The following is a 20,650-nucleotide window of genomic DNA, read 5'->3' on the forward strand; positions in this document are numbered from 1 at the left end:
GCACCCGAAAAAGGGGGTGCAGGGGGCATGGCCCCCTGCCCGCCGGAGGCGCAAAAAAACTCGCCTGTCATGAGCACCATCTACACCGTGGGTGAATTGACCCGAGCCATCCGGGCCGCCGTGGAGGGCGGGTTTCCCTTCGTGTGGGTGCGCGGGCAGGTGAGCAACCTGTCGCGCCCGTCCTCGGGGCATTGCTATTTCGCGCTCAAGGACGAGGACGCGGTGCTGAACTGCGTGTGGTTCCGGGGCAACCAGCGCGACGCGGAACACTTCGACCCCATGACCGGCGAGGTGTTCGAGGACGGGCCGCGCCCCGGCCTTGCGCGCACCATGGCCAACGGGCAGGAACTGCTCTGCGCGGGGCGGCTGACGGTGTACCCGCCGCGCGGCGGGTACCAACTGGTGGTCGAGATGGCCCAGGACGCGGGCCTGGGGCGGTTGCACGCGCAGTTCGAGGCATTGAAGGCTCGCCTTGCGGAGCGGGGATATTTCGACGCGGCGCGCAAGCGGCCGCTGCCGCGTCACCCGAAACGGGTGGCGGTGGTCACGGCTCCGACCGGGGCGGCCATCCGCGACTTCCTGCGCATGGCGGAGGAGCGCGGCTGGGGCTGCCAGATACGGATTCATCCCGTGCCGGTGCAGGGCGACGAGGCTCCGCCGCGCATCGAGGCCGCGCTGGCCGACGTGGCGGCGCAGGGCTGGGCGCAGGTGGCGGTGCTGATCCGGGGCGGCGGCTCGCTGGAAGACCTGTGGGCCTTCAATGACGAGCGGGTGGCCACGGCGGTGTTCGCCAGCCCCTTGCCGGTGCTGGGGGGCATCGGCCACGAGGTGGACCACACCATGGCCGACATGACCGCCGACGTGCGCGCGGCCACACCCACCCACGCGGCGCAACTGCTGTGGCCGGAACGGCGCGAACTGGCCCAGCGCGTGGACGAACTGGAAATGGCCCTGACGCGGGGCATGGAGCGCCGCTTTGCCCGGCTGGACGAACAGTTGGGCGGACTGATGCGCGGTCTGGCCTGGCTTTCGCCGGAGCGGGCGCTGGCCCGGCTGGACGAGCGCTTCGCCGACGCGGTGGCCCGTCTGGGCCGGGCGTGGGATGCGCTGGCGCAGCGCAATGCGGCGCGGCTGGCCGCTGCGGACGCGGCCCTGGCCCGCGTGCTGGGGCCGGAGGCGTGGGACAGGCGGGAGCGCGCCGTGGATGCGCTGGAATCGCGCTTGCGTTGGGCGGGCGATCGCGCGGTGACCGCACGCGAGCATGAGCTTGAGCGCTGCGCCCTGCGGCTGGATGCGCTGGATCCGTTGCGTCCGCTGGAACGCGGGTACAGCCTGGTGCGCCGGGCCGACGGCGGCTTTCTGCGCAGCGTGGCCGAGGCCGCGCCCGGCGATGCGCTGGCCGTGCTGGTGCGCGACGGCGAGGTGGACGTGACCGTGCGCGGCGCGCGCGCCGGCGGGATGGAAGGACAGGATGGCGCGGCCGGAGATGGCTGCACCGTCGAATCCGGCGGCAACGCCGGAACGGGCGCCACGGAGCGGCCCGCCGGAGAGATTTCGTGATGCAGTGGGGTTTTCGTGCCGGTCATGCCGGACAGGGAGGCGCGGGGGCCGTGCGCCTGTTGTCGATGCTGACGGCCTGCTGGTGTCTTGCCGTGGGGCTGGCCGTGGTTGCCGTGCCCGCACCCGCGCATGCGGCGGTGCTGTCCCTGGACGCGCCGGAAGCCACGGGCGACGGCAAGCCCTTCGTGGTCACGGTGACGGCGGACGGACCGGGCGACGTGGTGCTGGACTGGCGCGGCCAGGCCGTGACCGTGCCCGTGGCGGCCGGTGCCTCCGGCTCCACCGGGGCCTCCACATGGACCGGGCAGGCCATCCTGGCCGTGCCGCTGGATGCGAAGCCGGGCAGGGAAACGCTGCGCGCCCGCGCCGCCGGGCAGCCCAAGGCCGTGCCTGCCGTTACGCGCACCGTCGCCGTGGTCCGCGCCGCCTACCCGGAACAGCGCCTGACCGTGGAGGGCAAGTACGTCAATCCGGACAAGGCCGCGCTGGACCGGCACGAGGCGGAGCGCGCCAGGATCAAGGCCGCCCTGGCCCTGCGCACCCCGGAGCGGTTGTGGGCGCTGCCCATGGCGCGGCCCGTGCCGGGCGGCGTGTCCAGCCTGTTCGGCCTGCGCCGGGTGTTCAACGGCGAACCGCGCGCGCCGCATCGCGGGCTGGACCTGCGCGGCGAGGCGGGCGAGCCGGTGGCGGCCTGCGCGTCCGGGCGGGTGGTGCTGGCCGAGAATCACTATTTCGCGGGCAATTCCGTGTACATCGACCACGGCATGGGCGTCGTCAGCATGTATTTTCACCTTTCGGCCATGGATGTGGCCCCCGGCCAGACGGTGGCGCGGGGCCAGATCATCGGCCGGGTGGGCAGCACGGGCCGGGTCACCGGGCCGCACCTGCATTTCGGCATGGCGGTGCTTGGCGACATGGTGGACCCTCAGGTATTGCTGGAGAACGCGCCCGGCAGCACGGGCGCGACCACACGGGAGTAACGCATGGCCGCGCGCGCACGGAAGAATGCGGGGGGCGACGCCCCCGGCAGCGTCAAGGAACTCGGGGAACAGGTGGACTACGAGGCCGCCATGGCCCGCCTGCAGGAAGTGGTGGCCGCGCTGGAAGCGGGCGACCTGCCGCTGGAGCGCGGCGTGGCCCTGTACAAGGAAGGGCTGGGCCTGGCCCGCGCCTGCCGCGAACGGCTGCGCACGGCCCGCAACGAGATACGCCTGTTCACCGAAGGCGGCCAGGGTGGCCAGGGTGAGCTGACGGATTTTGAAGAGGTGGGGGACGATGCTGACGCCGAGTGAGATCAAGGCCCGGCTGCGCGCCGAAGCGGCCGGGGTGGAACGCTACCTGGCCGCGTGTCTGGCCGACCGGGGCATTCCCGCACGGTTGTGCGCGGCCATGGAATACAGCCTGAACGCGGGCGGCAAGCGGGTACGCCCGGTGCTGTGCCTGACCACCTCCGCGCTGTTCGGCCTGCCCGCACACCGGGTGATGCCCTTTGCCGCCGCCATCGAGATGATCCACACCTACTCGCTCATCCACGACGACCTGCCCGCCATGGACGACGACGACCTGCGGCGCGGCAAGCCCTCGAACCACAAGATGTTCGACGAGGCCACGGCCATCTTGGCCGGTGACGGCCTGCTCACCGACGCCTTCGATTTCATGGCGGGAGCCGGGGCCAGCGCTGGGGCGGATGCCGGTGACGAGGGCGGCGGCAATGCCGCCATCCCGACCGCCGCCATTCCGGCCGCCAACGTGCTGGCCGCCCTGCGCGTGGTGGCCCGCGCCGCCGGCGCCCCCGGCATGGTGGGCGGGCAGGCTTTGGACATGGAGTACACCGGCCGCGCGGGCGTGACCCTGGAGGAAATGGCCGCCATGCACGCCATGAAGACCGGGGCGCTGCTGCGCGCCTCGTGCCTGTCCGGAGCGCTGCTGGCGGGCGCCGACGCCGACGCCCAGGCCCGCATCGCCGACTACGGCGCGCACATCGGCGCGGCCTTCCAGATCGTGGACGACATCCTCGACGAGGTGGGCGACGAGGCGGAAATCGGCAAGCCCGTGGGCAGCGACGCGGAGCAGGGCAAGACCACCTATCCCTTGCTGCTGGGCATCGAGCGCAGCCGCGCCCTGGCCCGCCAACGGGCGGACGCGGCCATCGAACGGCTGGCCCCCTTCAGCGGGCCGGATGCCGATTTCCTGCGCAGCCTGGCCAGCTACATCGTGGACCGCGCCTCCTAGCGTCCGCCCACAACGCACAGCATCACCGGACGCGCCCCGCGCGGCCCGATAACGGATACCCACGCATGACCGAGCAGCTACCGCCCTCGCTTTCTCTCCAAGGGCAGCTTGTTGGCACGCCCCTTCTGGATTCCATCGCCAGCCCGCGCGACGTGGCCGGACTGGCGCCCGAAAAGGTGCAGCAACTGGCCGACGAACTGCGCCAGCGCATCATCGCCACCGTGTCCCGCAACGGCGGACACCTTGCGCCCTCGCTGGGGGTGGTGGAACTGACCATCGCCCTGCTGACCTCGTTCGACGCCGACCGCGATAAGGTCATCTGGGACGTGGGGCACCAAGCCTACGCCTGGAAGCTGCTGACGGGCCGGGCCGACGCGTTCCATACCCTGCGGCGCATGGGGGGCGTCAGCGGTTTTCCCAAGATGGCGGAAAGCCCCTACGACCATTTCGGGGTGGGGCATTCCTCCACGTCCATCTCCGCCGCGCTGGGCATGGCCATGGCCCGCGACCTGGCCGGGGGCGACCACAACGTGGTGGCCGTCATCGGCGACGGCTCCATGACCGCCGGCCTTGCCTTCGAAGGCTTGAACCAGGCCGGGGCCATGGACCGCAAGCTCATCGTCGTGCTGAACGACAACGAGATGTCCATCTCCAAGAACGTGGGGGCGCTGTCGCTGTTCCTCAGCCGCAACCTGTCCAAGCGCTGGGTGCGCCGCATGAAGAAGGACATGGAAACCTTCATGCGTTCCATCCCCGGCATCGGCGAGGACATGCTGGCCTACGCCAAGCGCAGCGAGCACAGCCTGAAGGGCTTCTTCACGCCGGGCATGCTGTTCGAGGCGTTCGGGTTCAACTACATCGGCCCGGTGAACGGGCATGACGTCAAGGCGCTGACCCGCACCTTCGACATGGCCCGCACCCTGGACGAGCCGGTGCTGCTGCACGTGCTGACCCGCAAGGGCAAGGGCTACGCCCCGGCGGAGACCAACCCCACCCACTTCCACGGGGTGGGCCGCTTCGAGCCGGAAACGGGCAAGGCCGCCAAGCTGGCCGACGCCCCGGCGCTGCCCAGCTTCACCGACGTGTTCGGCGAAACCCTGTGCATGCTGGCCGACGAGGATGCGCGGGTCATGGCCATCACCGCCGCCATGCCCGAAGGCACCGGCACCAGCTGTTTCTGTACGCGCCATCCCGAGCGGTTCGTGGACGTGGGCATCTGCGAGCAGCACGCGGTGACCTTTGCCGCGGGGCTGGCCACGCAGGGGCTGCGGCCGTTCGTGGCCATCTATTCCACGTTCCTGCAACGTTCGTACGACCAGGTGGTGCACGACGTGTGCATCCAGAACCTGCCGGTGGTCTTCTGCGTGGACCGCGCCGGGCTGGTGGGCGAGGACGGCCCCACCCACCACGGGGTGTTCGACGTGTCGTACCTGCGGCATATCCCCAACATGCACATTCTGGCCCCGCGCGACGAGGCGCAACTGCGCCACGCCATGCGCACCGCCCTGGCCCTGGATGGGCCGGTGGCCGTGCGCTATCCGCGCGGCGTGGGCACGGGGGTCGCGTTGCCCCCGCGCGGCGAGGTGTTGCCCCTTGGCCGTGGCGAGGTGCTGAAGAAAGGCGAAGGGCTTGCCGTCATCGCCTGCGGCACCCGTGTGGCCCCGGCGCTGGAGGCGGCGGAGCGAGTGGCGGAAGAGTCCGGCCGCCAGGTCACGGTGTTCGACGCGGTGTGGGCCAAGCCCCTTCCTGCGGACCAGCTGCTGGAACTGGCCGCCACTCACGACGCGCTGCTGCTCGTCGAGGAGAACGCCCTGGCGGGCGGCTTCACCTCCGCCGTGCTGGAATGTCTGGCCGACCGGGGGGCGCTGCGGGGCCAGGTCATCCGCAGGCTGGGCGTGCCCGACCATTTCGTGGAGCATGGCAGCCAGAAGGAACTGCGGGCGAAGCTGGGCCTGTGTGTGGACGGCATCGAGGAATCCCTGCGGGACATGCTGGGAGAAGTTTAGGAGTAGTCTGATGGAACAAAGAAAAAGCGGGATACAAGACGTTGCCGCATTAGCTCTTGTTGTTTCAATGTATTATTTATTGATTCGTAAGGCTTGTATCTTGGGAGGGGTTGCGAGTGCCCCGCACTTTTTAAGAGGATTAGTGTCATCTGATGACGCTGCATGGTTTGCAGACCAATTTAGTCTGGTTGTCTTTTTAGTTTGCATTGTTTTCTCAATAATTATGTATTTATTTGCATATATGATCATAGGTGATGTACTAAAGAGAGTCAATAGGCTTGATTCAAGACGAACTTTTTGTGTGAAATGCAAAAATTATTTTAAGTGTTATTGGTGGTATATTGTTTTCGTTGCTTTTTTTTGTATTTTTGCGATCTTTATTGTGTGGTATGGTCGTTTTGTCGTAGAATCTTATGGGTATCTTATGCTTATATGCTTTATTTCTGTTTCTGTTGTAGTGTGTTGCGGAAAGTTTGATATTTTTGGAGGTTTTTTGCTTTCTCTTGGTATTGTGATTGTTTTTTATTCATTTTTTAATATTGCTCGCTTGAGTGGTAAAAATGTTTCTGGGATCAAAAATGCTTCAGTTGTTGTATATTCCGATGTTAAAGAGTTTGATGGGGTTTTAGCTGATTCTGTGGAAAGAATTGGTGACGTTGCCTATATTGTGCGAGGGAATTCCACAGTGGCCATCCCATGGTCGAGACTCCGTATGATTGAGCAGTAATGTTTTTATTTTTTGTAACTAATATTTATTTTTGAGGAAAATAGGGCGCGCAGACTGCTGTCTGCGTGCCCTATACGTTACCGCTGTGTCGTTGCGTAAGCGGTGGTAGATTTAAAAGAGTGTCACCGCTACGCCCGCATCTCCGTGATGATCCCCTTCAGTTCCACGGCCAGCCGGGCCAGTTCGGTCACGGCCTGCGAGGACTGGCCCATGGCCTCCGCCGTTTCCGAGGCGATGCGGTTGATGTCCTCGGTGCCGCGCCCGATTTCCTCACTGGCGGCGGACTGCTGCTCGCTGGCCGCCGCGATGGTCCGCACGTTGTCCGAGGTGTGTTCCACCAGGCCCACGATGCTGCGCAGCGAATCGCCGGAAAGATTGGCGGTGCGCGTGCAGTCCACGATGGCGGCGGTGGTGTCCTCGGTGCTCTGGATATTGGCCCGCGCGCTCTGCTGCACCGAGCGGATGTAGTTGCCCACCTCGTTGGTGGCGGTCATGGTCTTTTCGGCCAGCTTGCGCACCTCGTCGGCCACCACGGCGAAGCCGCGCCCGGCGTCCCCGGCGCGGGCCGCCTCGATGGCGGCATTCAGGGCCAGCAGGTTGGTCTGGTCGGCGATGTCGGCGATGACGTTCATGATCTGGCCGATGCCGTCGGCCTGCCTGCCCAGTTCGGTCATGTCGGCCTTGAGCGTCTCGGCCTTGCCGTTGATGGCGTTGATGGTGTCCACCACCGTGCCCACCAGCCGTGCGCCCTCCTGGGCCTGCGAGCGGGCGGAATCGGCAAGTTCGGCGGTTTCCGTGGCGTTGCGCGCCACGCTGACGGCGGCGGCGTTCATTTCCTCCACGGCGGCGGCCGCTTCGGCCGTGCGGCTGCGTTGCTCGTCGCTGCCGCGCGCGGACTGCTCGATCTGCGCGGCCAGCTGTTCCGAGGCCGAGGCCAGCATGTTGGCCACCTCGTCGGCCTTCACCGCGGCGCGGGCGATGCGCTCGTTCTGCTCCTCGATGCGGGCGTGCTGGGTCTTGATGTCCGTCTGGTCGGCAACCAGGGCGAATCCGGCGATGAGCGTGCCGTCCAGGTCGTACATGGGCGCGGCGTCCACGCTGGCGTACAGCCTGGCGCCCTTGCGGCCCGCCAGTTCCACCTGCACGCCGCGATGGGCGCGTCGTTCGGTCATGCAGGTGCCGATGACCGTGGGGTGGTTGTCGTCGGCGTGGAAGATGCGCCCCACCGGCACGCCCGTGAAGGATTGCGGGTCGCCCTCGATCTGCATGTAGTCGAGGGTGGCGCGGTTGACGAACAGCACCCGCTGGTCGGGCCCGGCCACCACGCAGGGCAGGGTGATGCCGTCCAGCAGCCCCTGGGCGAAGCCCAGCTTGTTCTTGAGTTCGCCCACCATGGTGCGCACGTTGTCGCCCAGGCTGCGGAATTCGTACTTGAAGCCATCGTGCAGCACGGTCTTCAGGTCGCCGCCCGCCACGGCGCGGGTGTAGGCTTCCATGTCCGCCACCGGGCGGGCCACCAGCCGCCGCACCAGCAGCGATATCACCCCCGCCAGCACCAGCAGCGCCGCCGCGCCGATGCCCAGCAGGGTGTTGCGCTGGGCGATGGCCGTGCCCGCCAGTTCGTCGGTATAGGCGCTCATGCACACCAGCCAGCCGGTGACGGGTTCGGTGGTGACGGTCAGGTACTTGCGTTCGCCCTTCCAGTCGTAGAACGCGTTGCCGTTCTTCATGGACAGGGCGGTGCGCGCGAATTCGTGCTCGGTCAGGTCCTTGAGCATCATCTCCTTGTCGGGGTGGGCGATGAGGCGCCCGCTGCCGTCCAGCATGAAGCCGTACCCGCGCTGCCCGAAGCGCAGCCCGCTGACGAAGACGGAGGTGAAGTTTTCCCAGCGGGGGAAGATGCCCACCCCGCCGATGACCTTGCCGCTCACGTCGCGGATGGCCTTCACCGCCACGAAGATGAACATGTTGCCGCCGCCGGACCTGGCGGTGATGATGGACTTGCCGATGAAGGTGTCCTGCCCGGCCATGACCGCCTTGAAGTAGTCGCGGTCGCCGCGCTTGCCGCCGGTCAGGTCTTCCATGTCGGCATTGATGCCCGCACGGATGATGCCCTGGTCGTCGAACACGAGAACCGACCAGATGTTGCGGTCGCCGCGCACCACGTCCTTCAGCCGGTTCTGGGCGGTGGCGGCGTCGCCGGTCAGCGCTTCCAGCACCAGGCGCTGCTTGGAGAGCTGGTTGATGGTGCCGGTGAAGTTCTGCACGTACAGCGAAAGCGCATCGCGCGCACCTTCTCCTGCCTGCTCCATGGCGTGCTGTTCAAGCTCCAGCGACATACGGTACGAGGAACTCGTCACGTAGTATATGATGGTGGCGAATGCCGCGATGACGGCCAGCATGACCGAGATGATGAACACCGGAGCGACGCTTTTCGCGTTCATGATTCCTCCCTGCGATGCAATATTTCCATCTTGTACAAGATGTAGGCCCATGTCGTGCGGTGTGTCAAGAAATGCGGGTACTACCTGGGATATGGGGGAAAACAGAAGTGGCGCACTCGTGAACAGGGTGCGCCACATACAGAAAGGGCGAAAGTACTACGGTGATCTTGTAATGACGTTACAATGACGTTACGAACAGCCGTATCCCGTTTTCCAGCATCTGCACCGCCATCAGGATGAGCACAAGGCCCATCAGCCGTTCCATGGCCCGCATGGTGCGTGCCCCCAGCAGGCGCGCGATGTCGGGCGTGAAGGCCATGATGGCGGCGGTGCCCGCCCAGGCCATCAGGACACCCGCCAGGACGTTGACCTGGGCCATCATGCCGCCCTGGGCCTGCCGGGCAAAGACCATCACCGCCGCCAGCAGCGACGGCCCGGCGATGAGCGGCACGGCGATGGGCACGATGAACGGATCGTGGGCCACGGCCTCGGTGTCGCCTTCCTGCGGGGGAAAGACCATCTTCATGGCGATGATGAACAGGATGAGCCCGCCGGACAGGCGCAGGGTGGACTGTTCGATCTCCAGCATGCCGAGCAGCGCGTCGCCCAGCGCGTGGAAGCCCAGGATGACGCCGAGCGCGAACAGCAGTTCGCGCCGCAGGATGGCGCGCTGCCGCGCCTCGCTGTGTTCGCGCAGCATGCCGATGCACATGGCGGCGTTGCCCACCGGGTCCATGATCAGGAACAGCGGCAGGGCGATTTCGAAGGCGGTGCGGAAGTCGAAGGCGTCGAACATGGGCATATCCGATTCAGGGGGGTGGACGCATGCGGCGCATGGGCTGTGGGGGAAGGGGTGGGGCCGATGGGGAATCCCCCATGGGGCATGGGCGTCATTCCGCATATCCGGGGCACACCGGCACGCGCACGGGGCGGGGCCGGGCGCGCGCCGCCTGTTCGCACTGTTCGCACCGTTCGCACCGTTCGCATGGACACGGGCGGCACGCCGTGCCGGGCGGCTATTCCTCGATTTCCATGTAGGTGGCCGACTGGGCGGCCTTTTCCGACACGGTGACGGCGTGCAGCCGCACCCCGTGCGGCCCAAGGCGCGGGGCCAGCTGCTGCCAGATGTGCCGCGCAAGGTTCTCCGACGAGGGGTTCACGGTGTCGAACGGGGCCACCTCGTTGAGGTTCTTGTGGTCCAGGGTGTCGAGCACCACGTTCAGTTCGCGCTTCAGCACCTTGAAGTCGAGCACGATCTCGGTGTCGCCGGTCAGGCGGTCGCCCTCGGCCACCATTTCCACGGCGAAGTTGTGGCCGTGCATGGATTCGCATTTGCCTTCGTAATGGCGCAGCGCGTGCGAGGCGCAGAATTCCGAGCGCACGGTCAGCCGCCAGATGGATTTCTTCACGGTGTGTCTCCTGGGGCAAGCCCCGCAAGGCGGTGAGGCCGGAAAACGTAAGGAACAGGTCTTGCCAGGGGCTGTTTCTGAGCGGAAACGGTCCTACTCGGGGCCCTCGGTCCAGTGGGCGATATCGGTCTCGAAGGCGGGGCCGGGCTGCACCATCCACTGCGGGCCGAACTGCAACAGGCATTCGGCTTCGTCCACCACCAGGCGCACGTTGACCGGCACCGGGCCGCGATGCCGCTCCAGGATGGCGCGCAGGGCGGCCAGGCTGGCGGGTTCCACGCGGAGCAGGGGCATGTCGATGGTCACGGGCTGGTCGCTGGCGCCGCAGGCGCGGGCCAGCGGCATGACCTTTTCGCCCATCAGCTTGATTTCGCGCGGGGTGTCGTCGTCCTCGTCCGACATGCCGGGCAAGCCGGACATGCCGTCGCCGCCCCCGTTGCCGTTCCTGCCGCCGTCGTCGTTCTGCTGCTTGCTGATGGTGGCCTCCAGCAGCAGCGGCTGGTCGGACTTCAGCAGTTCGCGAAATTCGGCGTAGGCTTCGGGAAAGAACACGCACTCGCCCGAGGCGGTCAGGTCTTCCACCTGCAGGAAGGCCATGCGCGCGCCCTTCTTGGTCATGTGCTCCTTGATGCCGGTGACCAGCACGGCGGTCTTCAGCGACATGCCGGGGGCCATGTCCCGCGTCTCGTCCAGCGGGGTCAGGCGCAGGCGGAACAATTCCTTGCGGTAGGGCTGGAGCGGGTGGCTGGTCAGGAAGAAGCCCAGCGCCTCCTTCTCGAAGCGCAGTTTCTGGTCGTCGTCCCATTCCTGGGCCTGCTGCTCCTCGCAGTCGAAGCCGATGCCGGGGCACACGGCGGGCTCTTCCGGCACCATGGTGAACAGGGATACCTGGTTGGATTCCTTGTCCTTCAACCGTTTCTGGGCCTTGCTGACCACGTTGTCCAGGGCGGCCAGCATGCCCGCTCGGGTGCAGCCAAGGCAATCGCACGCGCCGCCCTTGATCAGGCTTTCCAGCACGCGCTTGGTCACCTTGCGCAGGTTCACGCGCACGCACAGGTCCAGCAGCGAGGCGAACACCCCGCCCTGCTCGCGGGCGTCCACGATTTCGCGGATGGCTTCGTCGCCCACGTTCTTGATGCCGCCAAGGCCGAAGACGATGGCCCCCTCGTGCACGGTGAACTCGCGGCGGCTGGCCTGCACGTTGGGTTGCAGCACGGCGATGCCCATGTCCTTGCACGCGGCCACGTATTTCAGCAGCTTGTCCTGGTTGCCCATTTCCGAGGTGAGCAGGGCGGCCATGAATTCCGTGGAAAAGTGCACCTTGAGGAACGCGGTGTAGTACGAGATCAGGGCATAGGCGGCGCTGTGCGACTTGTTGAAACCGTACTCCGCGAACTTTTCCATCAGGTCGAAGATTTCGTCGGCCTTGGCCTTGGGCACGCCGTTCTTCTGCGCGCCCTCCACGAACATGACGCGCTGCTGGGCCATCTCGTCGGCGTTCTTCTTGCCCATGGCCCGGCGCAAGAGGTCCGCGCCGCCAAGGGTGTAGCCCGCCGCGATCTGGGCGATCTGCATCACCTGTTCCTGGTACACGATGACGCCGTAGGTATCGCGCAGGCAGTCTTCCAACTGGGGCAGGGGGTAGGTGACCGGCAGTTCGCCGTGCTTGCGCTTGATGAATTCGTCCACCATGCCCGAGCCCAGCGGGCCGGGCCGGTACAGGGCCAGCATGGCGATGACGTCGTCGAAGCAGGATGGCTTCAGCATGCGCAGGTACTGGCGCATGCCCGAACTTTCCACCTGGAAGATGCCGTCGGTGTCGCCGCGCGAGTACAGTTCGTAGGTCTCGGCGTCGTCCAGGGCCAGGTTGTCGAGGTCGGGCGGGGTCTTGCCCTGCCGGGCGATCTCGTCCAGCGAATCCTGCACCAGGGTCATGGTGCGCAGGCCCAGGAAGTCGAACTTCACCAGCCCGACCTTCTCGACCATCTTCATGTCGAACTGGGTGACTATTTCACCCTTCTTTCCCCGGTACAGCGGCAGGTATTCGCGCATGGGCCTGTCCGACACCACAACCCCCGCCGCGTGGGTGGAGGCGTGGCGCGACAGCCCTTCCAGCCGCATGGAAACGTCCAGCAGCTTGCGGATCTGCGGGTCGGTCTTGTACAGCGCGGCCAGGTCCGGTTCCGCGTCGATGGCCTTCTTGACCGTCATCTTCAGGTCTTCGGGCACCAGCTTGGCGATGCGGTCGGTCTCGGCAAAGGTCATGCCCAGGGCGCGGCCCACGTCGCGCACCACCGCTTTCGCCTTCATCTTCCCGAAGGTGGTGATCTGCGCCACCATGTCCTCGCCGTACTTCTCGCCCACGTACCTGATGACCTCGCCCCGGCGGCGTTCGCAGAAGTCCACGTCGATATCGGGCATGGACACGCGCTCGATGTTCAGGAAGCGCTCGAACAGCAGGTTGTACGGGATGGGGTCGAGGTTGGTGATGCGCAGCGACCACGCCACCAGCGAACCGGCGGCGGAACCGCGCCCCGGACCCACGGGAATGCCGTTGTCCTTGGCCCAGTTGATGAAGTCCTGCACGATGAGGAAGTAGCCCGGAAAGCCCATCTGGCCGATGACGTCCAGTTCCAGTTCCAGGCGCTTCCAGTACAGGTCGTGGTCGAGGGTGTCGCGGTTGGGGTGGCGTTCCAGGCGGCGCTTCAGCCCTTCGCGCGAGAGGCGGCGGAACTCGTCCTCCAGGGTCATGCCCTCGGGCAGGGCGTACACGGGGAAGACGTACTTGCCGAACTCGAACTTCAGTTCGCACTCGGCGGCGATGCGCCCGGCGTTGGCTACGGCGTCGGGCACGCGGGCGAACGCCTTTTCCATTTCCTCCGGCGACTTGTAGTACAGTTCCTTGGTCTCGAAGCGCATCCGGCGCTCGTCGTCCACCTTGGCCTGGGTCTGGATGCACAGCAGCACGTCGTGGGCTTCCACGTCGCCGGCTTCCAGGTAGTGGCAGTCGTTGGTGGCGACGAGGGGCAGCCCGGTGTGGTGGGCGAGTTCGAGCAGCTTTTCGTTCAGCTCGTCCTGTTCCTTCAGGCCGTTGGACTGCAATTCCAGGTAGTAGTGGCCAGGGTAGATGGCCTCGTACTCGCGGGCGATGCGGATGGCATCGTCCATGGTGCCGCGCATGAGCGCGCGCGGCACCTGCCCGGCCAGGCAGGCGGACAGGGCGGTGATGCCGCCCGAATACTGGCGCAGCAGGTCCATGTCCACGCGCGGCTTGTAGTGGAAGCCGTGCAGGAAGCCGTGGGTCACCAGCTTGACCAGGTTGTGGTAGCCTTCGGTGGTGCGCGCCAGCAGCACCAGATGGTGGCGCACCCGGGCCAGTTCCGAGGTCTTGTCCGTGTGGTCGTTGGCCACGTAGACCTCGCAGCCGATGACCGGCTTTATGCCGAACTGCTTGCAGGTGTTGTAGAAGTAGACCGCGCCGTAGAGGTTGCCGTGGTCGGTGATGGCGGCGGCGGGCATGCCGAAGTCCACCGCCTTGGCGCAGAGGTCCTTCAGGCGGATGGCCCCGTCGAGCAGGCTGTATTCGGTATGGCAATGCAGATGGACGAAATCGGACATGGGGATTGGGCGTGTTCCCGACAGGGCGGCGCAGGCCGGGCCGCGCGGGCGCGATGGCTGGCCGTCTGTCTGTTCGCGTGTGAATACGGATGGTTGCCGCGTCCGTTTCAGAGGGAAAGGACGGCGGCGGTGCCGTGACGGGGATGACACACCCTAGCAGAAGGGGGGCGCACTCACAACGGCGGAGTGGGGGACCGGACGCGCGGGCCGGGGAGCGGGCCGGGGAGCGGGCCAGGGAGCGGCGGGGGATGGATGCCGCCGCCGCACGCGGCGCGGCTTGCCCGGCCGGGAGGGAATGCGTACAACCACGGCTGCCGCCGCAGCCAGCGGGCGGCACAGGAGGTTGGCGTGTTCGACGTGACCATGGCCCATGCGGCCACAGCGGCCACCGCAGCGACCACCGCAGCGATGGACGCGGGCGGGCTGGGGGCGCTGTTTCTGGACAAGGCGGGGCAGTACGTCCTGATCATCGGCTTTTTCGGGGCCATCATCTGGTTCCTGCGCTTTTTGTACGGGCCGAAGGGGATGTTCCGCGACCCGGCCTGGGACCGCTGGAACGACGAGGCCCGGCGCGAGGAAGCCCGGCGCGCCGAAGAGTTGTCGGCGCAGGCCGTCGGGGCGGACAGGACGGACAGGACGGACGCGGCGCGGTCGGTGCCGGACTCGGCGGTATCCGCGTCCCCCGACGGGGACCGGCGGTGAGCATGGACGCCGCACGCGACATTTCCCGGCACGAGGCGTGGTTCGGCCAGTACGTGGACCGCTTCCTGACCGGCGACGCGGACAACGACTCGCACATCGAACTCAAGCGCGAGCATTCCCTGCTGGTGCTGGCGGGCGCCCGGACCATCGTGGCCGAGGCCGCGGCGGAAGGCGCCATGGACGTGGTCAGTGCCCGCGCGGCGCTGCTGGGCGCGCTGTACCACGATATCGGGCGGTTTCCGCAGTACCGGCGCTGGCACACCTTCAGCGACGCGCGTTCGGCCAACCACGGCCTGCTGGGCGGCCGGGTGCTGCACGAGGAACGCCCCCTGGCCGACGAGTCCCCGGCCGTGCGCCGTCTGGCCGCCTGCGCCGTGGTGCTGCACAACCGCTTCGCCATTCCGGCCGGGGTTTCGCCGCGCGTCCGGCAGGTGACCCGGGTGGTGCGCGACGCCGACAAGCTGGACATCTTCCGGGTGCTGGCCGCGCACATGCAGCCCGGCGGCCCCCGCGACGAAGTGGTGGTGCTGCACCTGCCGGAAACGGAAGGAGCATGGACCCCCGCCGTGCTGGACGCGGTGCGTTCGGGGCGTCTTGCCAGCTACGCGGACATGCGCTGCATGAACGATTTCCGCATCCTGCTGTGCGGCTGGAGCTTCGACCTGGGCTTTGCCGCCTCGCGCAGGCTGCTGCGGGAATCCGGCCGGGTGGAGCGGTTGCTGGCGTGGCTGCCGTCTCCCGAAATGGTGCCGGAAATGGCCGAACTGCGCTGCCGGGTGCTGGCCGCCCTGCACGACGACCGGGACGCGGCGGACTGCCGCCCCGGCATGGCGGCCGATAAGCCGGAAACGCCGAAGCCCGTAGCCCCGTAACGCGCCGGGCGGCCCGGCGCGAGTTCCCGCGCGCCCTGTCGCTTCCGGGAGCCTGCCCCGCTCTCCCCCCGAACCCTTCGGAGCCCTCATGACCGCCGATCCCTACGCCCGCATCGCGGAATGGTACGACCTGCTGCTGAACCCCGCGCTGGACGGGGTTCGCCGGACCGTTGCCCATGTCTGCCGCGCCGAAGGGCTGCTGCGGGTGCTGGACGCCTGCTGCGGCACCGGGCGGCAGTGCGCGGTGCTGCGCGGCGCGGGCCTGGCCTGCGTGGGCGCGGACCTTTCCCCGGCCATGCTGGGCGCGGCGCGGGCCGCCACCCGCGTGGCCCGGCCGTGCGAGAGGGCTGCGTCCAGTGGTGGCGGACCGCGCGGCGGGGGCGGTTGCCCGCCGGTGGAACCCTCCCATGCGTCTCCCCACCGTCTTCCCCTGCTGCGCGCCGACGCGCGCGCGCTGCCCTTCGCGGACGGCAGCTTCGACGCGGTGGTGCTGTCGCTGGCCCTGCACGAAATGCCCGAGGCCACCGGCAACGCGGCCCTGGCCGAAGCCCTGCGTGTGGCCCCGCGCGTGCTGCTGGCCGACTACCGGCTGGCGGAGCGCAACCTGGACCTGCCCGCCGTCCTGTTCGTGCACCTGCCGGAACGGCTGGCCGGGGCGGAGCACTATCGCAACTTCCGGGGGTTCATGGCCCGTGGGGGTGTGGAAGGGCTGGCGCACCGGGCCGGGCTGACGGTCATCCGGCGGGAGCGGTTGCTGGGCGGCGCCGGGGCGCTGCTGCTGGCGGAGCGGAACAGCCGGGCAGGGTGACGGCACGCGGGCTGACAGGCACGCCGCGCAGATTCCCTTTTCCTCCACGCACAACGCACGACGCCCGGCCGAAGCCGGGCGTTTCGCGTTGCAGGGGAAATGCGTCGGCGGGCGTCACGCCGTCGTCTGCCCGCCCATCTTCATTGCTTCGCCGTGCCCTCTCCGGTGGCGGAGGCGGGTACGGCGGCCACCAGGTCCAGCGTTGGCTGGGTCACCCGGCCTTCGGCCAGCAGGCGCTGGCGGGCGTCGGCTACGCGCAGGATGGACAGCGGCGTTGCCAGCAGCGGCACCAGGCCGGAGGTCAGGGCGTCGCGGTAGTAGGCGGTGTCCTCGTGCTTGCCCAGGAATTCGCGCAGGGTGGCGTCGAGGGAGTAGCCCTCTTCGGTGAAGGCGTCGTCGAAGGCGCGGTACATGTCCAGCCGCACCCCCTCGCCGGTGAATTTCGGTCCCGTGGCCGTGCCGGTCAGCACGCCCAGCAGGCCCTGCACCACGGCCTGCTGCCCGGCGCTGACGGCCTTGTTCTGGACCCGTTCGAACACCGGCTTGGTGCAGCTTTCGCGCGGGGGGCAGGCCCGCCCGGCGCATGCGGCGCACAGGGCGGCAAGGAGCAGCAGCGCAAGGACGGCGGTTTTCGGAAGCGCGGCGCGGGTGGCGGAAATGCCGGAGGGCGTGACGGTCATGGCGTGGTCTCCTGCGGATCGTTGCGGCCGGGGCCGGATGTTCCATCTTAGGCCGCCCCGCGGGACAGCGCAACGAGGTGTGCTGGTGCGAGGGGTCGGATGACGGGGCGCGGGCCGGACGCGCGTCCCGCTGGCTGTATCCCCTATTCCTGCCCGTCCGGCTCCGCTCCCGCCAGCCCAATCCCCGTCAGACCAGTCCCCGCCAGGCCCAGTCCGGCCATCAGTTCCCCGCAGTCCGCAGCCACCACGTGCGCCCCGGCGTCGTGCAGCGCCCGGGCCGGGCTTTCGCCGCTGGCAACCCCGGCGGTCAGGGTGCCCGCGCGGTGCCCGGTCACGATGTCCATGGGGTGGTCGCCCACCATCAGGGCTTCGCCGGGCGCGCGGCCCAGCATGCCCAGCGCGCGCAGCAGATGGTCCGGGTCGGGCTTGACGCTGGGCACGTCGTCGCGGGTGAGCAGGCAGGGGCACAGCGCGTCCACGTCGGGGAACACGGCCCGCACCGCTTCGGGGCAGTTGCGGGTCACGATGGCCACGGGCACGCCCATGGCGGCCAGCCCGGCCAGCATGGGGCGGGTGAACGGGAACAGGCTGCCCCGCGCGGCGGCCTCCACCTCCACGCGGCGGATGGCGGCGTGGGCGTCGGCGTGCAGGGCTGCGGCGTCGGCGCGGCGGCCGTGGAGTTCCAGCAGGGCCGTCACGTGGCCGATCCACTCCATTGCCGGCAGGTCCATCACCGGCAGGTCCGGCAGACTCGGCAGGTTCGGCAGGTTCGGGCGCTGCGACGGCTCCAGATGCCTCCGCATGGCCTCGGCCACGGCGCGGCGCATGACGCCGAAGTCCAGTGTGGGCGCGGCCAGGGTGCCGTCGAAGTCGAACACCACGGCCCGCACGGCCACGCCCGCGCAGCGCAGCGAGCCGGGCGCGCTCATTGGAACGGGGCCAGCCCCGGCACGTCCAGCCGGGGCTTGGGCTGCGCGGGCCACGCATCCGCGCCCGGCACGATGAGGGTGGCGGGGTGGAAGGCGGACCAGGCGAACCACATGGCGTTCACGGCCACCACCTCGTTCAGCACGGCGCCTTTCATGGGCCCGGACTCGGCCTTGCCGTCCATGGACCATTCGCTGCCGCTCTCGGCGTCCACCAGGCGGTTGGGGTTGCCCTTCCCGAGCGCGAAGGTGGCGGGCTTGCCCCACACCATGCGGTCGTACACCCGGATCACGTCCAGCCGCCGGTCCACCACGGCCAGCAGCGGGGTGGGACCCTGCTCGATGTTGGCGATGCCGTCCTTGCGCACGGCGGCGGTGTCGATGGCCACCTGCTGGCCCTGCATGTCCACGCCGAGGATGGGCGTCTTGGGCTTCATGCGGCGGTCCAGCCTGGGCACGGGGTGCAGGATGCGCTCGTCCTCGTAGTAGGTGCCGGGCAGCAGGTACGAGCCGTAGGGGTCCTTGCCGTACGAGCGGCGGATGCCGGTGGGGGTGGCCAGCACCCTGGCGTCGGGCAGGGCGGCGCGGGCCATGCCCCAGGTGGTCCACCACGCGGGGACGCGTTGCAGCACCTTGCCGCGCAGGGGGCCGTCGATGGAAATGCCCAGCAGCTGCGACCACAGGCTGCCGGTGGCCCTGTCGAACAGCACGGTGTTGTTGTACAGCAGGCGGCCGTCCACGCCGAAGGTGGTCATGAACCTGCCTGCCTGCCCCCTGTAGGCGGCCACCACCCCGGTCAGCGGACTGTAGGTGATGCAGTAGGTGGCGTCGCCCACCACCTCGTTCACCGCCTCGTGCCAGACCATGATGCGCTGGGGGTAGATGCGCGGGCCGTCGGGCAGGTTCACCACGAAGACCGGTTCCGGGTCTTCCAGGCTGAGGGCCGCGCTGATGGTGGTGGTGTATTCCGGGCGGTACAGGGCGGGGATGGCGTCGGGCTTGACCCCGGTTTCCAGCAACTGGTCGACCAGTTGCTTCAGGTCGTCGTCGGTGCGCGGCCCGGCCGTGGCGGGGGCGGACGCCGACAGGAACAGCAGCGCGGCCAGGCAGGCCAGGGCAAGTCCGGCCAGCGCGCGGCGGCCCGGTCCAATGGGCCGGGTGCGCCGGGCAGGCCGGGCAGGCCGGACGGGGGCCTGCGCCGCAGGCGCGGCGCGGCAGGGCGGAAAGATGGCGCCGTGTGGTTGCATCCGTTGCCGCATGTGTTAGGTTCTCCTTGGCTGACGGCATGTTGCGCGGGCGTTGCGCCCCCGGCATGCGTCGCGTGCGCGCCGCCGTTCCGCCAGTGCAGCGCATGCCCGCGGGCGGTGGCGCTGGCGGGATGCGCGCGCGTGGCCGGTGCGTCGGCATCGGGACAAGAATAGAGAAAACGGCGGCATGGGGCAAGGATGCCCCGTTCCGGCCACGGAGCGGCCTTCCGGGGCGCTCCAGGAGGAACCATGGGCGAAACACCCATCTGCAACGTGCTTGTCTGCGGCGGTGCGGGCTACATCGGCTCGCACATGGTGCGGGCGCTGGTGGCGCGCGGCTGCACGCCCGTGATCTTCGACAACCTTTCCACCGGCCACGCCGACGCCGTGGACGCCGCCGCCCCGGACTGCGACCTGGTGCGCGGCGACCTGCTGGACCTCCAGGCCCTGCGCCGGGTGTTCGCGGAACACAGCTTCGACGCGGTGATGCACTTTTCGGCCCGCAGCCTGGTGGGCGAATCGGTGCGCGACCCCGCGCCGTACTACGCCAACAACGTCACCGGCACCCTGAACCTGCTGGACGCCATGCGCGAGGCGGGCGTGCTGCGGCTGGTGTTCTCGTCCACGGCGGCGGTGTACGGCAACCCGGTCACCGAGCGCATCGCCGAGACGCATCCGCTGGCCCCGGTGAACCCCTACGGCGCGTCCAAGCTGATGGTGGAGCGCATGCTGGCGGACCACGCCACGGCCTACGGGCTGCGCTCGGCGGCGCTGCGCTATTTCAACGCCGCCGGGGCGGACCGGGCGGGCGGCATCGGCGAATCGCATTCGCCGGAAACGCACCTCATTCCCAACATCCTGCGCGCGGTGCTGGGCACCGGCCCCGCGCTCACCGTGTTCGGCAGCGACTACGACACCCCGGACGGCACCTGCGTGCGCGACTACATCCACGTCAACGACCTGTGCGACGCGCACCTGGCCGCGCTGGACAGGCTGCTGGCGGCCCCTGTGGGCACGACGGCCCTGAAGGACGGGCTGACGGCGGAACCAGGCGAGAAGGTCGCGTTGCACTGCAACCTCGGCAACGGGCAGGGGTTCACCGTGCGCCAGGTCATCGACGCGGCGGCACGGGTGACCGGGCGCGAGGTGCCCTTCACCGTGGGGCCGCGCCGCGAAGGCGACCCGGCCCGGCTGGTGGCCGACAGCACGCTGGCGGGCAGGGAACTGGGCTGGACCCCCAGGATCACCGACATCCGCGAGATCATCGAGACCGCCTGGGCCTGGCACCGCGACCAGAAGTACTGAGCGGGAAATATCCGGGGGAAGGGGGTTGGCCCCCTTGGGCCGTCCCGATATAGCCAATTGAAAAGTTTTGGTGGAGGAGGGAGGGGGTCCGGGGGAGGGAGGAACCACCTTTTA

Annotated in this window: 17 protein-coding genes; 10 read left to right on the forward strand and 7 right to left on the reverse strand. The window is 68.3% G+C overall.

The window, feature by feature from the left end; all coding sequences use genetic code 11:
- Window positions 1-69 precede the first annotated feature (69 nt).
- The 6 genes from xseA to V6B97_RS13785 all read left to right on the forward strand — a co-directional run bounded on the left by xseA (window position 70) and on the right by V6B97_RS13785 (window position 6,525).
- A complete protein-coding gene (gene xseA, locus V6B97_RS13760) occupies window positions 70-1,560 on the forward strand; it encodes an exodeoxyribonuclease VII large subunit (RefSeq protein WP_333507078.1) in 1,491 nt (496 codons plus the stop codon).
- A gap of 50 nt (window positions 1,561-1,610) precedes the next feature.
- On the forward strand, window positions 1,611-2,540 hold the full coding sequence (locus V6B97_RS13765; protein WP_333507079.1) for a M23 family metallopeptidase: 930 nt from the start codon (window positions 1,611-1,613) through the stop codon (window positions 2,538-2,540).
- Window positions 2,541-2,543: 3 nt separating this feature from the next.
- On the forward strand, window positions 2,544-2,852 hold the full coding sequence (locus V6B97_RS13770; protein WP_333507080.1) for an exodeoxyribonuclease VII small subunit: 309 nt from the start codon (window positions 2,544-2,546) through the stop codon (window positions 2,850-2,852).
- Window positions 2,836-3,792: a polyprenyl synthetase family protein gene (locus V6B97_RS13775; RefSeq protein WP_333507081.1), complete on the forward strand. Its 957-nt coding sequence runs from the start codon at window positions 2,836-2,838 to the stop codon at window positions 3,790-3,792. Before V6B97_RS13770 ends, V6B97_RS13775 begins: the two co-directional genes overlap by 17 nt.
- A gap of 65 nt (window positions 3,793-3,857) precedes the next feature.
- The gene (gene dxs / locus V6B97_RS13780; protein ID WP_333507082.1) at window positions 3,858-5,798 is read left to right on the forward strand and encodes a 1-deoxy-D-xylulose-5-phosphate synthase; all 1,941 of its coding nucleotides are present in this window, start codon (window positions 3,858-3,860) and stop codon (window positions 5,796-5,798) included.
- Between the two features lie 10 nt (window positions 5,799-5,808).
- A complete protein-coding gene (locus tag V6B97_RS13785) occupies window positions 5,809-6,525 on the forward strand; it encodes a hypothetical protein (protein WP_333507083.1) in 717 nt (238 codons plus the stop codon).
- A 128-nt stretch (window positions 6,526-6,653) separates the two neighbouring features.
- Here V6B97_RS13785 and V6B97_RS13790 read toward each other — a convergent pair whose 3' ends face one another.
- The 4 genes from V6B97_RS13790 to dnaE form a co-directional block, all read right to left on the reverse strand.
- A complete protein-coding gene (locus tag V6B97_RS13790; RefSeq protein WP_333507084.1) occupies window positions 6,654-8,969 on the reverse strand; it encodes a methyl-accepting chemotaxis protein in 2,316 nt (771 codons plus the stop codon).
- A gap of 178 nt (window positions 8,970-9,147) precedes the next feature.
- Window positions 9,148-9,765: a MarC family protein gene (locus V6B97_RS13795; protein WP_333507085.1), complete on the reverse strand. Its 618-nt coding sequence runs from the start codon at window positions 9,763-9,765 to the stop codon at window positions 9,148-9,150.
- Between the two features lie 220 nt (window positions 9,766-9,985).
- On the reverse strand, window positions 9,986-10,378 hold the full coding sequence (queD, locus tag V6B97_RS13800) for a 6-carboxytetrahydropterin synthase QueD (RefSeq protein ID WP_333507086.1): 393 nt from the start codon (window positions 10,376-10,378) through the stop codon (window positions 9,986-9,988).
- 93 nt (window positions 10,379-10,471) lie between these two features.
- Window positions 10,472-13,996 (reverse strand): DNA polymerase III subunit alpha, encoded by a 3,525-nt coding sequence (gene dnaE / locus V6B97_RS13805; protein WP_333507087.1) that lies wholly within the window; start codon window positions 13,994-13,996, stop codon window positions 10,472-10,474.
- Window positions 13,997-14,344: 348 nt separating this feature from the next.
- Here dnaE and V6B97_RS13810 point away from each other — a divergent pair, with 348 nt between their 5' ends.
- From V6B97_RS13810 to V6B97_RS13820, 3 genes are all read left to right on the forward strand, one after another.
- On the forward strand, window positions 14,345-14,698 hold the full coding sequence (locus V6B97_RS13810; RefSeq protein ID WP_333507088.1) for a hypothetical protein: 354 nt from the start codon (window positions 14,345-14,347) through the stop codon (window positions 14,696-14,698).
- A gap of 2 nt (window positions 14,699-14,700) precedes the next feature.
- A complete protein-coding gene (locus V6B97_RS13815; RefSeq protein ID WP_333507089.1) occupies window positions 14,701-15,570 on the forward strand; it encodes an HD domain-containing protein in 870 nt (289 codons plus the stop codon).
- A gap of 88 nt (window positions 15,571-15,658) precedes the next feature.
- Window positions 15,659-16,378: a class I SAM-dependent methyltransferase gene (locus V6B97_RS13820; RefSeq protein ID WP_333507090.1), complete on the forward strand. Its 720-nt coding sequence runs from the start codon at window positions 15,659-15,661 to the stop codon at window positions 16,376-16,378.
- Window positions 16,379-16,518: 140 nt separating this feature from the next.
- Here V6B97_RS13820 and V6B97_RS13825 read toward each other — a convergent pair whose 3' ends face one another.
- From V6B97_RS13825 to V6B97_RS13835, 3 genes are all read right to left on the reverse strand, one after another.
- Complete coding sequence (locus V6B97_RS13825) at window positions 16,519-17,058, reverse strand: hypothetical protein (RefSeq protein WP_333507091.1); 540 nt, start codon at window positions 17,056-17,058, stop codon at window positions 16,519-16,521.
- Between the two features lie 143 nt (window positions 17,059-17,201).
- Window positions 17,202-17,987: an HAD family hydrolase gene (locus V6B97_RS13830; protein ID WP_333507092.1), complete on the reverse strand. Its 786-nt coding sequence runs from the start codon at window positions 17,985-17,987 to the stop codon at window positions 17,202-17,204.
- A complete protein-coding gene (locus V6B97_RS13835; RefSeq protein WP_333507093.1) occupies window positions 17,984-19,243 on the reverse strand; it encodes a DUF3179 domain-containing protein in 1,260 nt (419 codons plus the stop codon). Before V6B97_RS13835 ends, V6B97_RS13830 begins: the two co-directional genes overlap by 4 nt.
- A gap of 237 nt (window positions 19,244-19,480) precedes the next feature.
- Here V6B97_RS13835 and galE point away from each other — a divergent pair, with 237 nt between their 5' ends.
- Window positions 19,481-20,536, forward strand: coding sequence for a UDP-glucose 4-epimerase GalE (galE, locus tag V6B97_RS13840; protein WP_333507094.1), 1,056 nt, complete (start codon window positions 19,481-19,483; stop codon window positions 20,534-20,536).
- The last annotated feature ends 114 nt before the right edge of the window (window positions 20,537-20,650 follow it).

Origin of the sequence: Nitratidesulfovibrio sp. 1201_IL3209 (genome assembly GCF_036763125.1) — a bacterium.
GTDB lineage: Bacteria > Desulfobacterota > Desulfovibrionia > Desulfovibrionales > Desulfovibrionaceae > Cupidesulfovibrio.

What these genes read in the sequence shown, in the direction of transcription:
- V6B97_RS13795 (WP_333507085.1), bottom strand. Translation starts at nt 9,765, where the DNA reads ATGTTCGACGCCTTCGACTTCCGCACCGCCTTCGAAATCGCCCTGCCG.
- V6B97_RS13785 (WP_333507083.1), top strand. Translation starts at nt 5,809, where the DNA reads ATGGAACAAAGAAAAAGCGGGATACAAGACGTTGCCGCATTAGCTCTT.
- V6B97_RS13820 (WP_333507090.1), top strand. Translation starts at nt 15,659, where the DNA reads ATGACCGCCGATCCCTACGCCCGCATCGCGGAATGGTACGACCTGCTG.
- V6B97_RS13770 (WP_333507080.1), top strand. Translation starts at nt 2,544, where the DNA reads ATGGCCGCGCGCGCACGGAAGAATGCGGGGGGCGACGCCCCCGGCAGC.
- galE (WP_333507094.1), top strand. Translation starts at nt 19,481, where the DNA reads ATGGGCGAAACACCCATCTGCAACGTGCTTGTCTGCGGCGGTGCGGGC.
- V6B97_RS13815 (WP_333507089.1), top strand. Translation starts at nt 14,701, where the DNA reads ATGGACGCCGCACGCGACATTTCCCGGCACGAGGCGTGGTTCGGCCAG.
- dnaE (WP_333507087.1), bottom strand. Translation starts at nt 13,996, where the DNA reads ATGTCCGATTTCGTCCATCTGCATTGCCATACCGAATACAGCCTGCTC.
- V6B97_RS13775 (WP_333507081.1), top strand. Translation starts at nt 2,836, where the DNA reads ATGCTGACGCCGAGTGAGATCAAGGCCCGGCTGCGCGCCGAAGCGGCC.
- V6B97_RS13825 (WP_333507091.1), bottom strand. Translation starts at nt 17,058, where the DNA reads ATGACCGTCACGCCCTCCGGCATTTCCGCCACCCGCGCCGCGCTTCCG.
- V6B97_RS13835 (WP_333507093.1), bottom strand. Translation starts at nt 19,243, where the DNA reads ATGCGGCAACGGATGCAACCACACGGCGCCATCTTTCCGCCCTGCCGC.
- V6B97_RS13830 (WP_333507092.1), bottom strand. Translation starts at nt 17,987, where the DNA reads ATGAGCGCGCCCGGCTCGCTGCGCTGCGCGGGCGTGGCCGTGCGGGCC.
- dxs (WP_333507082.1), top strand. Translation starts at nt 3,858, where the DNA reads ATGACCGAGCAGCTACCGCCCTCGCTTTCTCTCCAAGGGCAGCTTGTT.
- V6B97_RS13790 (WP_333507084.1), bottom strand. Translation starts at nt 8,969, where the DNA reads ATGAACGCGAAAAGCGTCGCTCCGGTGTTCATCATCTCGGTCATGCTG.
- xseA (WP_333507078.1), top strand. Translation starts at nt 70, where the DNA reads ATGAGCACCATCTACACCGTGGGTGAATTGACCCGAGCCATCCGGGCC.